The sequence below is a fragment of the Bovifimicola ammoniilytica genome (genome assembly GCF_025567085.1).
GTDB classification, from domain to species: Bacteria; Bacillota; Clostridia; order Lachnospirales; family Lachnospiraceae; genus Bovifimicola; species Bovifimicola ammoniilytica.
The window spans coordinates 349652-362591 of record NZ_JAOQJN010000003.1 but is presented as its reverse complement, the minus strand read 5'-3'; the positions used below and the strand labels follow the sequence as shown (position 1 = coordinate 362591).

Here is a 12940-nt window from a genome sequence, read left to right as displayed (position 1 = left end):
TAGGTAAAATGGTTAAAATCACTAAGAAAAATAAAGGACATAAAAAGTCTGGCTGGGATAAGAAGAGCAGAATAAAATCTAATTTATTTATGCTTCCAAGTATACTGGGCGTATTAACATTTTTCGTTGTACCATTTTTTGTAGTTATCTATTATTCAATGATAGATAATATTGTTAGTAAAAAATTTGTATTTTTTGATAATTTCATTAATGTTTTGGAGAATGAGGCTTTCAAAAAAGCCGCATTTAATACGATGAGATTCACATTTATAGCAGTGCCGTTAGCAGTCATCTTATCGATGCTGCTGGCGTCGCTGATGATGGAAAATATACCATTTAAAAGTCAGTTCAGAACATTATTTTTAACACCGTTAATGGTTCCAGTGGCATCTGTAGTGCTTATTTTTCAGGTATTATTCCATTATAATGGTGTTGTAAATGATTTTATCAGAATATTTGGCGTAGATAAAATAGACTGGTTCAAATCAAAATATGCTCCGGTTGTAATAGTCATATTATTTCTATGGAAGAATCTCGGATATAATATGATATTGTTTATGGCGGCATACTCAAGTATTCCTAAAGAGATTATGGAGGTTGCAAGATTAGACAGTTCATCAAACTGGCAGTTGTTCTGGAAAGTTAAATTAAGATATTTATCACCAACGATAATGTTCGTAACAGTTCTATCAGTAATCAATTCGTTTAAGGTGTTCAGGGAAGTCTATCTTCTGACGGGTGATTATCCGTATGAGAGTCTGTATATGCTTCAGCATTTTATGAACAATACGTTTGCTTCATTAGATTACCAGAAATTATCGGCAGCGGCAGTTATTATGTTTGATGTAATGGTAATTATCATAGGCATTCTTTTTGTAGTAGAAAATAGATACGGAAAGGATGTGGAAGAATAATGAAGAAAAAATCGATTAAAAGAATTACTAAGATTGGAACAAAGACATTAGTCGCATTAATATTTGTAATCTTTTTCGTAATTCCGATTGTACTTACCATATGTAATTCATTTATGAATGAAACTGAGATTACAGCTAATTATGGGAAGGTATTCGATACAAGCAATAATGGTTCACATAAGTTTATATCAGAAAAGGTTAATCTGAAATTTATACCTGATAAAGTATCATTCAGCCAGTATATAACGGTATTATTCAAGAGTCCGGATTATCTGATTAAATTCTGGAATTCAGTATTATATGTTGTACCGATAGTTATTGTACAATTGTTAATTGCATCTTTGACAGCATATGGTTTTACACGTTTCAGAGGTAAGAAGAAAGAAATTGTATTCTTTGTATATGTTATTATGATGCTTATGCCATATCAGGTCACATTAGTACCGAATTTCCTGGTATCGAAATGGTTACATATACTTTATACCAAATGGGCAATTCTGCTGCCGGGATTTTTCTCACCATTCAGCGTATACCTGCTGACTAAATATATGAGACGAATTTCACCGGCAATTATCGAAGCTGCTAAGATGGATGGAGCAGGAGAATGGCAGATATTCAGGCGAATATGTATGCCATTATGTAAAAGTGCATTATTTTCAGTTGGAATACTTGTATTTATAGATTATTGGAATATGGTGGAACAACCACTTATTTTGTTAAAAAGTCAGGACAAATATCCATTATCCATATTCCTGTCAAGAATCAATTCTGGTGAAATCGGTCTTGCATTTGCGGTAGCGGTAATTTATATGATACCAAGTCTGCTGGTATTCTTATATGGTGAGGAATATCTCGTAGATGGTATAACATCGCAAAGTGGTATTAAAGGTTAGTGCGAAATTCAGGTAGAACAAGAATAAGTACAAAGATTGGTTATTAAATCGCTATATAGGTAAACGTGGAGGTAGAAATGGAAGAAAAACAACACATAGCAAGAAAAAAGTGGGTAAAAAGATTTGCGATAGTTTTCTTTGTAGTTCTATTATTACTTACTTTCTTTTCAAATACAATTATGAATCATTCACTTCCTCAGGTAGCAACTCAGGCAATTGAGTCAGATTCAGTATCATCAAAGATAAGAGGAACCGGAACAATTGAATCCGGTGAGGCAAAAGAAGTAGCTATTAGTGAGAGCAGGGAAGTTGAAGAAGTACTTGTCAAGGCAGGCGACACTGTTAAGAAAGATGATGTGTTAGTGAAGTTAAAAGGCGGCGACAGTTCAGAGATAACTACAGCACAGGCTGAATTAGATAATCTTAAAACAGCATATAGAAACAGCATTTTAGTTAATGAAACAGATCAGTCTTTAGTAAATAAGGCTGAAAGTGGTAAGGATTATTATGAGGAGAACAGAGCCACACTTGCTGCAATATCAGCTAAAGTAAAAGCAGCACAGGATAAAGTTAACAATATACAGGAACAGATAAATAAGTTAAATGCCACAAGTGGTCAGACAAGCGCAGATAATGCAGCAGGTGATGGAGCAGATGACATGGGTATGGATGATAATTCTAATAATTCATCTAATCCTGAAATTGACAAGCTCAATCAGAGCCTGGAGGCAGCACAGAAAGAATTAGAAACTGTTACAAAAGAGCATACGAATTATTTAGCAGACATTAATACAGTTAATGATTTACGTTCACAGTATGAAGCTATTAAGACAGCAGAACAGAATATTGAGAAGTTAAAACAGAATTCTGTAGGAAATGAAATCAAGTCAACAGTAGATGGAACAATTCTTACAGTTGATATTAAGAATGGAGATACAATTTCTCCTGATACACCATTTATTACAATTCAGAATAAAGATAATGGCTATTCATTAACTATTTCAGTAACAAAAGACCAGGTTAAAAAGGTTAAAATAGGTGATGAGGCTACAATATCTAATTCATGGTATTATGGAGATGTTAAGGCAACACTTACAACTATAAAGAACGACCCGGCAGCACCGGGTAAACAGAAGTTATTAGTTCTGAATATAGAGGGAGATGTGGAAGCCGGTTCAACCATGACAGTTTCATTAGGTGATAAGAGTGCGACATATGATTATGTAGTACCTAACAGTTCAATAAGAGAAGATAATAACGGTAAATTTATCTTAGTTGTTAAAGAGAAAAGCAGTCCATTAGGAAACAGATATGTTGCAAAACGTATAAATGTAGAAGTATTAGTGACTGATGATTCTAAATCTGCCGTAAAGGGTGCTTTAGAGGGTGGAGAATATGTTATTACAACCTCAAGCAAATTAATTAAAGCAGGTGATCTTATAAGACTGGCAGACTAACCCAGGCGCATAAGCGACCTTGAAATGGAGACTGATTATGAAAGATTTTATTAAAAGAATAATAAAATATGCAGTTGCTGTTATACTTCTAATAATTCCGGTCCTTATTATTAATTATCAGAAAAATAATGATGTATCGCATAATGCTGCACTCAGATGGGACAGTTCAGGCAAATCTGCACATATAAGTGTATTTATGTCAGAAGATGCAAAGTTCACTCTTAATAATGTAATGGAGTTCGAAGAAAATATGAAGAATACCCTTACAGAGAGTAATGCACTTACTAATAAATCAGGTTATAATACATGGATTGACAGTTACAGTGCCAAAGGACAGTTAACCATAAGCAGAGATGATGTTAATGTTGAAGTATCGGCTATTGGAGTGGGAGGAGATTTCTTCTTCTTTCATCCATTAGAATTAGTTAACGGTTCATACTTTACACCTGATAATCTTATGGATGATTTGATAGTGCTTGACGAAGATACGGCATGGCGATTATTTGGAAGTACGGACATACAAGGTATGACTGTAGAGATTAATGGCAAAGAATATATAATTTCAGGCGTAATTAAAAGAGATGAAGGCAGACTTAATAAGGAAGCCGGTAATAATAAGCCTACTGTATATGTTTCATATCATTTGCTTAATACAGGCGAAGAAGGACCTTATATAACGGATTATGAAGTTATATTACCTGATTTGACTAAGAATTATGCATATAAGATTGTTAAAAAAGGAATTAATTTATCAGCAGATAATAGAGATATTGTCAAGACAGATGACAGATATTCGGTAACATCTCTTGTCAAATTATTGAAAAATTATGGAAAACGTTCAATGAAAACGAACGGAGTTATATATCCGTATTGGGAAAATGTTGCAAGAGGCCGAGAAGACATGTGTGTATATGCATTACTTACAGAAATAATTATTGCTGTCATATGTATAGTATATGTTGTTATCAAATTGATTAAATTATTAAAAAGAAATTCTGAGAATATAAAGAAATTGTTTAGTAAAGTATTAGAAGCTGTTAAATATAAATTAAGCCGAAAAAAAGAAGTCGAAAGATCTGAAATTAATACGGTTATATTTGATATTGGTAATGTATTAGCTGAATTTGTTCCTATGCAATATCTTAAATCTATCGGGTATGATGGAGAAGAAAGAGATGAAATATTCAATGCCATTATAGAAAATGATATCTGGAATGAATATGATAAAGGAATTATGACAGAAACTGAAGTCATAAATAAATATATAGAAAGATATCCGGAGTTAGAAGATGCAGTCAGAAAAGTATTCTCTGATATGAAAGGTATCGTAAGACGATTTGAATATACCGATGAATGGATAGAGAGTCTGAAAGAGCAAAATATCAGAGTTTTGTACTTATCAAATATTAGTAAGACTTTATATAATGACTGTGAGGAAGAACTTAATTTCATATCTGATATGGACGGAGGAATTCTGTCTTTCGAAGAAAAATGTTCTAAGCCTGATTCAGAGATTTATAAAAAGCTTATTAATAAATATAATTTAGAGCCTGATGCATGTATATTTGTTGATGACAGACAGGCAAATATCAAAGCAGCAGCAAACAACGGATTAAATGGAATATATTTTAACTCATATGATGAGGCAAGCAGGGAAATAGTAGAATTAATTAACAAAAGAAATACAATTTAGTAATATAAACCTCTTGACAATGAGTGCAATAACTGTATAATGTAGTTATGAAAACTACATTATACAGTTATTTGTGTTTAAAAATAGAATGGAGGGTTACACATGGATTGTGGAATTACTAAAAAGAAAAGTTATCTGGAACAGAAGATTGCTATACCTAAGTATACATTAGGTGAAGAATTGATAAGCTCTATTTCCCATGGAGTAGGTGCAGGACTAGGAATTGTAGCATTATGCCTGTGTGTCTCATTGGCATATAGACACCAGAATATGTGGGGCGTGGCAAGCAGCTGGGTATTCGGAATATCATTGATTATTTTATATAGTATGTCATGTATTTACCATGCATTAAAGCCTAATAACGCTAAGAGAGTAATGAGAATATTCGACCATTGTACGATTTTCTTATTAATAGCAGGAACATATACACCATTTACACTTGTATCATTAAGAGATAGTGTTGGCTGGATATTATTCGGAGTTATATGGGCAGCAGCCGTAATCGGTATCATTCTTAATGCTATTGATATGGAGAAGTTCAAGGTAATATCGATGATATGTTATCTTGCAATGGGTTGGGCAATTATATTTGCGTTTAAGCCACTTATAAGAGCAGTTCCTGGTAAAGGTATTGAATTATTAGTTGCAGGTGGAATCTCATATACAATCGGTGCAGTTATATACGGAATTGGAAGTAAAGTGAAATATATGCATTCAATCTGGCACTTCTTTGTATTGGGCGGAAGTATACTTCATTTCTTATGCATATATATGTATGTACTGTAAAAGCAATTTCTTTAAAGTTTTATTTACCTGTGATATAATGATGAGAAAGTATTTGTAATTATGTAAAAAGTTTTCGCCGAGGTAATAGAATTGAATGAAGAAAGATATGCTAAAATAAGCAATTGGTTTCGTGACAACGAAAAGAGAATGAAAATATTGAACATATTATATAAAGGTCTGCCAACAGTTACAATGGTTGAATATGCAGTCCTGGTAATATTTGAAATATTTCAGGGTAAAGGTAAAATGGAAGAAATAATCAGAGTAATTATTGTTCCATTAATTACCTTTGGAATATGTACAGCTGCACGTAAAGTAGTTAATGAAAAACGACCTTATGAGGCAATGAATATTACACCATTAATAAAGAAAGATAAAAAAGGACAATCATTTCCAAGCAGACATGTATTAACAGCAACTATTATTGCAATGGCATCAATGTATGTTAATGTGCGGCTTGGTATTATTATGATGTTAATAAGTGTTGCTATTGCGGTTATAAGACCGGTAGCAGGTGTTCACTATATACGTGATGTAATCGGGGGCTTGATAATTGGAATTGTGTGTGGGGTTATGGGATTCTATGTATTTTAGCCATACACGCCGGTCTGAGTGTATGGCTAAATATATAGAAATCGGAGTGTATGACATTAATGAACCAAAATAATTAATAACGAAAAAGATATCTGCATAACTTCTGCACAGTAGATAAGTTTATAGTAAAATTACGATTTCATAAGTCTTGGTAAATCACGTTTGTCTAATACAACTATAAATGAATATTCTTTTTTAATTGGAATATCAGGGTCTAGATTCATAACAATCTCGTTCTTGTCACGAATACCTATAACATTGATATTTAAGCGTTTACGGAGATTAAGTTCTCGTAAAGTTTTGCCTACCCAGTCCTCTCTTGCTGCAATTTCTATCATTCGTATCGTACTTGATAATTCAATAAATTCCTTGAAATTACCGGAAATAAGGCTTCTTGCAACACGAAGTCCTGATTCCTTTTCGGGAATAATCACCTTATCAGCACCGACTTTTTTGAGTATTGTTGAGTGAATTTCCTCACCGGATTTTGCCATAATATAAGGAACACCGGCCTCTTTACAAAGAATTGTTGCCATAATACTTGCATCAAGATTACCTGTAATAGAGATAATTACACCGTCCATATTAGAAAGACCAAGAGACTCCATAGTCTCCTTATCACATACATCAACCTTCATTGCACGTGTAACATATGGTGCAATTTCATGAACTTTTTCTTCGTCTACATCAATAGCAAGGACTTCAGCACCGATTTGTGCAAGCTCACGTGCAACACTTTCTCCAAATTTTCCTAAGCCAAATACTGCAAAAGTTTTCTTTTTCATATTAATCCTCATTTCTCTACATTCATTTATTTTATATAATTATCCAACAGTAATATCCTCACGAGGGAACATTGCCAGACCATATTTACTTTTTCTTGAACTGAATATGATAGGCAGAGTCATTGGACCGAGTCTGCCAGCATACATACATATGATTATAATGACTTTACCTGATAAATCAAGTGTGGCAGTATAATCTCTTGTAAGTCCTACGGTTCCAATTGCGCTTGTCGATTCAAACACAATGTCAAGTAAATCGCCACCTGTATAAGTCGATAATATTATTATACTCGTAAATAAGAAACATAAACTTGCTAAGACAACAGCCAGAGCCTTTCTCATAGTTCTGTTTGGGATACGTCTGCCATAGGCTGTTCCGTATTCGCTGCCTTTTACAGCCGACATTGCAGCAATAATGATAAGCGCAAGCGTAGTAGTCTTGACACCACCTGCCGTTCCAACCGGAGAACCACCGATAAACATAAGAATCAGACAGAACAATGTAGTTGCATCACGCATACCTTTCTGTGAAAATGTAAAGAACCCTGCCGTTCTTGTGGTAACGGACTGGAAAAATGATGCAAGAATTTTATGAGGAACAGACATATTTCCTATGGTAGCAGGATTATTATATTCGAAAGCAAATACAATAACTGCACCGATTATAATAAGCGAAATACTGACTGTCAGAACTATTTTAGTATGCAGACACAGTCTGTTAAAGAAGGCAGTATGTGGCATTTCTTTATTTCTTATGGCACGTATATTCTTTAAGATGTCAAACCACACGATAAAACCAAGTCCTCCCATTGTAATAAGAAACATTGTCGTAAGATTTACGTTAACATTTGTTGCATATCCAGCAAGACTGGATGGTCCGATTAAGTCAATACCTGCATTACAGAATGCAGAAATTGAGGTAAATACAGATATCCATATGCCTTTAGCCAGTCCGAAATCAGGAATAAATGTAAATGAATAGAAAAATGCTCCAATAAATTCAATTGTAAATGTTCCGATAAGAACTTTGTGTGTAAATCTGACAAGTCCTGATAGCGAATCCAGGTTAAATGCATCCTGCAGCAGCATACGACCCTTTAAAGTTACCTTTTTGTGTAAAAGCAACATAAGAGAAGTTGTAAATGTAATGATGCCGAGTCCGCCGCATTGTATAAGAAATAATATAACAATTTGTCCAAAAAGACTCCAGTGTTCGAATGTATTTACAACGACCAGACCAGTCACACATACTGATGTGGTAGATGTAAAAAGTGCATCGACAAAAGGTGTGTAGGTGCCGTCAGCTGATGAAACCGGCAGCATTAGTAATAAAGAACCTCCGACAACTGTAAGCAGAAATCCGAGGGCAATCATTTGTGTGGTTGAAAGCTGCAATTTATGCTTAGGATTAGATAAGCTCATTTTAAACCTCATTTCTTAAAACATTAATATATGTATATTATAAAGGTAAAAATATATTTTGCAATAATAAATAAATGTGAGATAAATAAATGTGAGATAAATAAATGCGAGATAAATAAATGAGAATAAAATCTGATTGACAAAATAATATATGAATGGTATCATATTAAAGCGCGTTAAACGTGAAATGCGGATGTGGCGGAACTGGCAGACGCGCTAGACTTAGGATCTAGTGGGAGACCGTGCAGGTTCGATTCCTGTCATCCGCACTACAGGAAAGCTTAGTATGCTCCACGGGATGGAGAATAGGCTTTCCTTTTTTGTGGTAGATTAGTTTGATTTAGAAAGAGAATGATAGATATGTATGAGAATATATTTAGTCTGGAATTACCGGTAGGAGAGAGATTAAAGCTTGTAAGAAATAGATTAGTGCCTGAAGAATATAAAGAGTTAAGTAATAATGAATTAGAGAAGAAGAATCTAAAAAGAATTTCCATTGTAACAGGAATTCATGGAGATGAGATGGAGGGACAGTATATCTGCTATGAACTCATTAAGAGAATAGAGGAGAATAGAGATTGTCTTAAAGGGATAGTAGACATTTACCCGGCTGTAAATATGTTAGGTTTAGACAATGCAATCCATACAATACCAAAAGAGCGGCTTGATATGAACCATATATTTCCAGGTTCGGCAAACGGAAGAATGATGGAGAGAATTGCATTTGCATTAACGGAAAATGTCCTGGGTTCTTCAATATGTATCGATGTCCATGGAAGTGACATCTTCTCAAGAGAAAGCTTGCAGGTCCGATTAAATGAGGATTTTGCGGATAAAGTTTTACCATATGCAAGACTTATAAATGCAAATGTAATATGGATTAATCCAAATCCCACTGTGTCAGATTCGACACTTACACATAGCTTAAATTGTATGGGGGTTCCTGCATTTGCAGTAGAATGTGGCATAGGTAACTCAATCAATAAAGCTGATGGAGATAAGATCGTCGAGGGAATATTCAATGTGATGTCGGAATTTGAAATCTGGAGTGGAGAAAAATACAATGTATCAGAGGCTCCGGTCTGCAATGATGATGGTGTGGAATTCATAAGAGCTGATAAGTCTGGATTATTTATTTCGGAAATCAGTGACTTTGCAGAATTGAAAGAGGGACAGCTTATAGGTAGAATAGTCGATGTTATGAAAAATGAAGTGCTTCAGGAAGTCAGGGCTAATCATGATGGAATCTTATTTACCATAAGAGAATTTCCGATGGTGTATGAGGGTGCTTTGCTGGCACGAATACTTATATGTGGGGATTAGGAGGATTACAATGAATAAGGTAGAAATATGCAGAATAAAATCGCCATACAGAGATGATATGGTAGTTAATGGATATTTATTTGGAAAAGGTGAAGAATCAGCATGTATTATCGGTTCAATGCGAGGTACAGAGATTCAGCAGACTTATATATGTTCGCAGATTGTGAAAACATTAAAAGGACTTGAGCATAACGGAAATATCTGTGCAAATAAATCAGTGCTTGTTATACCAACAGTTAATCCATATGCGTTAAATACTGGAAGAAAATTCTGGGGCGTGGAGGACGAGGACATTAACAGATCATATCCGGGCAGAGAATTTGGTAAGACAAATGAGAGAATTGCCAGACATATTATGGAATATGTGAAGAATTATACATTTGGAATACAGTTTCCGTCATTTTATGCGGACGGCGAATTTATACCACATATAAGAATGATGGAGACAGGTTATCAGAATACCTCACTTGCTAATCTGTTCGGATTACCATTTGTGGTTGTAAGAAAACCACAGCCAATTGATACTACAACTTTGAATTATAACTGGCAGAATGAGATGACAGCAGCATTTTCAGTATATTCAGGATACAATGAGTCAATTAATGAAGAAAAGGCTAAACAATCAGTATCAGCGGTTCTTCGTTTTCTTACAAGAATGGGAATAATCAGATACGACAGCCTTAGCGGGTATATAAGCCATGTTATAGATGAAGATTCACTTACAAATATTTATTCGGGAAGTGGTGGCTTCTTAAGAAAATTAAAGAAAATCGGCAAGGAAGTTCATTATGGGGAAGTCGTAGCGGAAATTATAGATCCATTTGAGGGAGAAGTCAAAGAACAGATTAAGGCACCTACAGATGGAATTATATTCTTTGCACAGCGAGAGCCGTTAATAAATGAATCGGATATAGTATATAGAATTGTCAGAAGAATACATGAATAAATCACCTGATTAATTATGTAATTAGATATGAAAAATCTTGACTTTAACCAATCTCTATGATACCTTTATAGAGATTAATTAATATAGCAAAGGCTATGAAGAGAGATAGTAGTTATTATGAAGATTTCAGAGAGAAGACGTATGGTGCAAGTCTTTATCAGAGTAATAGTGAACCAGTCTCAGAGCTTTGAACCGAAAACAATTTATTTGCAAGTAGGCTTCAACGGAGGTCCACCGTTAAAAGGAAGATAATGAGTGCAGTTTACTGAATTTAGGTGGTAACACGGATATGATTATTCGCCCTAAGCTAGATATTATTATATTTAGCTTGGGGCATTATTATTGTATAAGAAAATGTCGGATAAAGCGATATAAAAGTATCACAAAAAATATCACAAAACATTGCAAAATTATATTCATTTATCAGGAATTAATTTTAGACATTTAAGAATAATAAGTGTAACTACCGGTTCTATATTAAACAGAAAAGAGGATAAAATGGCAAACGATAAGAAATTAGTAGAAGCAATTACAGCTATGGAAGATGATTTCGCACAGTGGTATACTGATGTAGTTAAAAAAGCAGAACTTATGGGATATTCAAGTGTTAAGGGATGTATGATTTTTAAACCGGCAGGATATGCAATATGGGAAAATATCCAGCATGAATTAGATAGAAGATTTAAAGAGACAGGCGTAGAAAATGTATATATGCCAATGTTTATTCCTGAAAGTCTTTTAGAGAGAGAAAAAGACCATGTAGAAGGTTTTGCACCTGAAGTAGCATGGGTAACAATGGGCGGTTTAAATAAGTTACAGGAAAGACTTTGCGTTCGTCCAACATCAGAAACATTATTCTGTGATTTCTATAAAGATGAAATTCAGTCATACAGAGATTTACCAAAGGTATATAATCAATGGTGTTCAGTAGTAAGATGGGAGAAAGAGACAAGACCATTCTTACGTTCAAGAGAATTCTTATGGCAGGAGGGACACACAGCTCATGCAACAGCAGAAGAAGCAGAAGAAAGAACACAGCAGATGCTTAATTTGTATGCAGATTTCTGCGAAGAAGTATTAGCGATTCCTGTTGTAAGAGGACGTAAAACAGATAAAGAGAAATTCGCAGGTGCAGAAGCAACATATACAATTGAAGCACTTATGCATGATGGTAAAGCACTTCAGTCAGGTACAAGCCACAACTTTGGTGATGGCTTTGCTAAAGCATTTGGTATACAGTTTACAGACAAAGATAATAAATTGAAATATGTTCATCAGACATCATGGGGAATGACAACAAGACTTATCGGTGCGGTTATAATGGTTCATGGCGATAACAGAGGTCTTGTACTTCCACCAAAGGTAGCACCAACACAGGTTGCAATTATTCCAATTATGCAGAAAAAAGAGGGCGTGTTAGACAAGGCATACGAAGTTAAGAATATGCTTTCTAATTTCAGAGTAAAAGTAGATGACAGCGATAAGAGTCCTGGTTGGAAGTTCTCAGAACAGGAAATGAGAGGTATTCCTGTAAGAATCGAAATGGGACCTAGAGATATTGAAGCTAATCAGGCAATAATTGTCAGAAGAGATACAAGCGAAAAGATTACAGTTTCAATTGATGAATTGAACGATAAAGTCGGAGAAATCTTAGAGGCAATGCAGAAAGAAATGCTTGAAAGAGCAAGAGTTCACAGAGATAACCATACATTTGTAGCTACAAATTATGAAGAATTTAAAGATGCAGTTGCTAATAAGCCAGGCTTTATTAAAGCAATGTGGTGTGGTAATCAGGAATGTGAAGATAAGATAAAAGAAGAGACAACAGCTACATCAAGATGTATGCCATTTAATCAGGAGCATTTATCAGATGTATGTGTATGCTGTGGTAAACCTGCAAAAGCAATGGTATACTGGGGTAAGGCATACTAAGATAAAGTAGAATGGTATAAGAATAGTATAAGAAAATATATTATTAAAAGCTTCATAGAGTCAGAATCAATTGGCTTTGTGAGGCTTTTAGTTAATTGACAAATAAAATAAAATGTATTATATATAATATAACACACCCCTCCCCGGGGGCATAACAAACATTTATCGTAAGGCTAATAAAACAAATTATTACAC

General features: G+C 34.4%; 11 protein-coding genes, 1 tRNA gene and 1 other annotated feature. Of the genes, 10 read left to right on the top strand and 2 right to left on the bottom strand.

Annotated elements, in window-relative coordinates:
* Positions 1-8: 8 nt before the first annotated feature.
* The 6 genes from OCV48_RS05495 (at position 9) to OCV48_RS05470 (ending at position 6337) form a co-directional block, all read left to right on the top strand.
* Positions 9-914 (top strand): carbohydrate ABC transporter permease, encoded by a 906-nt coding sequence (locus OCV48_RS05495; RefSeq protein ID WP_147591353.1) that lies wholly within the window; start codon positions 9-11, stop codon positions 912-914.
* A complete protein-coding gene (locus OCV48_RS05490; protein ID WP_021983881.1) occupies positions 914-1807 on the top strand; it encodes a carbohydrate ABC transporter permease in 894 nt (297 codons plus the stop codon). Before OCV48_RS05495 ends, OCV48_RS05490 begins: the two co-directional genes overlap by 1 nt.
* 77 nt (positions 1808-1884) lie before the next feature.
* The gene (locus OCV48_RS05485) at positions 1885-3264 is read left to right on the top strand and encodes an efflux RND transporter periplasmic adaptor subunit (RefSeq protein ID WP_147591352.1); all 1380 of its coding nucleotides are present in this window, start codon (positions 1885-1887) and stop codon (positions 3262-3264) included.
* A gap of 37 nt (positions 3265-3301) precedes the next feature.
* Complete coding sequence (locus tag OCV48_RS05480; protein WP_021983879.1) at positions 3302-4957, top strand: HAD-IA family hydrolase; 1656 nt, start codon at positions 3302-3304, stop codon at positions 4955-4957.
* A gap of 102 nt (positions 4958-5059) precedes the next feature.
* Positions 5060-5743 (top strand): PAQR family membrane homeostasis protein TrhA, encoded by a 684-nt coding sequence (trhA, locus tag OCV48_RS05475; RefSeq protein WP_021983878.1) that lies wholly within the window; start codon positions 5060-5062, stop codon positions 5741-5743.
* Between the two features lie 90 nt (positions 5744-5833).
* The gene (locus OCV48_RS05470; RefSeq protein WP_147591351.1) at positions 5834-6337 is read left to right on the top strand and encodes a phosphatase PAP2 family protein; all 504 of its coding nucleotides are present in this window, start codon (positions 5834-5836) and stop codon (positions 6335-6337) included.
* 131 nt (positions 6338-6468) lie between these two features.
* Here OCV48_RS05470 and OCV48_RS05465 read toward each other — a convergent pair whose 3' ends face one another.
* Positions 6469-7122 carry a potassium channel family protein gene (locus tag OCV48_RS05465; RefSeq protein ID WP_021983876.1) on the bottom strand — a complete coding sequence of 218 codons (654 nt, stop codon included), beginning with the start codon at positions 7120-7122 and terminating at the stop codon, positions 6469-6471.
* Positions 7123-7161: 39 nt separating this feature from the next.
* Positions 7162-8544 (bottom strand): TrkH family potassium uptake protein, encoded by a 1383-nt coding sequence (locus OCV48_RS05460; protein ID WP_147591350.1) that lies wholly within the window; start codon positions 8542-8544, stop codon positions 7162-7164.
* A 189-nt stretch (positions 8545-8733) separates the two neighbouring features.
* Here OCV48_RS05460 and OCV48_RS05455 point away from each other — a divergent pair.
* From OCV48_RS05455 to proS, 4 genes are all read left to right on the top strand, one after another.
* Positions 8734-8813: transfer RNA gene (locus OCV48_RS05455), tRNA-Leu, on the top strand.
* A gap of 91 nt (positions 8814-8904) precedes the next feature.
* Complete coding sequence (locus OCV48_RS05450) at positions 8905-9867, top strand: M14 family metallopeptidase (RefSeq protein ID WP_021983874.1); 963 nt, start codon at positions 8905-8907, stop codon at positions 9865-9867.
* A gap of 10 nt (positions 9868-9877) precedes the next feature.
* On the top strand, positions 9878-10813 hold the full coding sequence (locus OCV48_RS05445; RefSeq protein ID WP_147591348.1) for a M14 family metallopeptidase: 936 nt from the start codon (positions 9878-9880) through the stop codon (positions 10811-10813).
* 86 nt (positions 10814-10899) lie between these two features.
* Positions 10900-11121: a binding site (T-box leader), on the top strand.
* A gap of 190 nt (positions 11122-11311) precedes the next feature.
* Positions 11312-12745: a proline--tRNA ligase gene (gene proS, locus OCV48_RS05440; protein WP_147591347.1), complete on the top strand. Its 1434-nt coding sequence runs from the start codon at positions 11312-11314 to the stop codon at positions 12743-12745.
* Positions 12746-12940: the final 195 nt, after the last annotated feature.

Bases quoted from the DNA above. Each gene is read 5' to 3' on its own strand.
- OCV48_RS05480 (WP_021983879.1), top strand. From the start codon at position 3,302: ATGAAAGATTTTATTAAAAGAATAATAAAATATGCAGTTGCTGTTATA.
- OCV48_RS05485 (WP_147591352.1), top strand. From the start codon at position 1,885: ATGGAAGAAAAACAACACATAGCAAGAAAAAAGTGGGTAAAAAGATTT.
- OCV48_RS05490 (WP_021983881.1), top strand. From the start codon at position 914: ATGAAGAAAAAATCGATTAAAAGAATTACTAAGATTGGAACAAAGACA.
- OCV48_RS05465 (WP_021983876.1), bottom strand. From the start codon at position 7,122: ATGAAAAAGAAAACTTTTGCAGTATTTGGCTTAGGAAAATTTGGAGAA.
- OCV48_RS05450 (WP_021983874.1), top strand. From the start codon at position 8,905: ATGTATGAGAATATATTTAGTCTGGAATTACCGGTAGGAGAGAGATTA.
- proS (WP_147591347.1), top strand. From the start codon at position 11,312: ATGGCAAACGATAAGAAATTAGTAGAAGCAATTACAGCTATGGAAGAT.
- trhA (WP_021983878.1), top strand. From the start codon at position 5,060: ATGGATTGTGGAATTACTAAAAAGAAAAGTTATCTGGAACAGAAGATT.
- OCV48_RS05495 (WP_147591353.1), top strand. From the start codon at position 9: ATGGTTAAAATCACTAAGAAAAATAAAGGACATAAAAAGTCTGGCTGG.
- OCV48_RS05445 (WP_147591348.1), top strand. From the start codon at position 9,878: ATGAATAAGGTAGAAATATGCAGAATAAAATCGCCATACAGAGATGAT.
- OCV48_RS05460 (WP_147591350.1), bottom strand. From the start codon at position 8,544: ATGAGCTTATCTAATCCTAAGCATAAATTGCAGCTTTCAACCACACAA.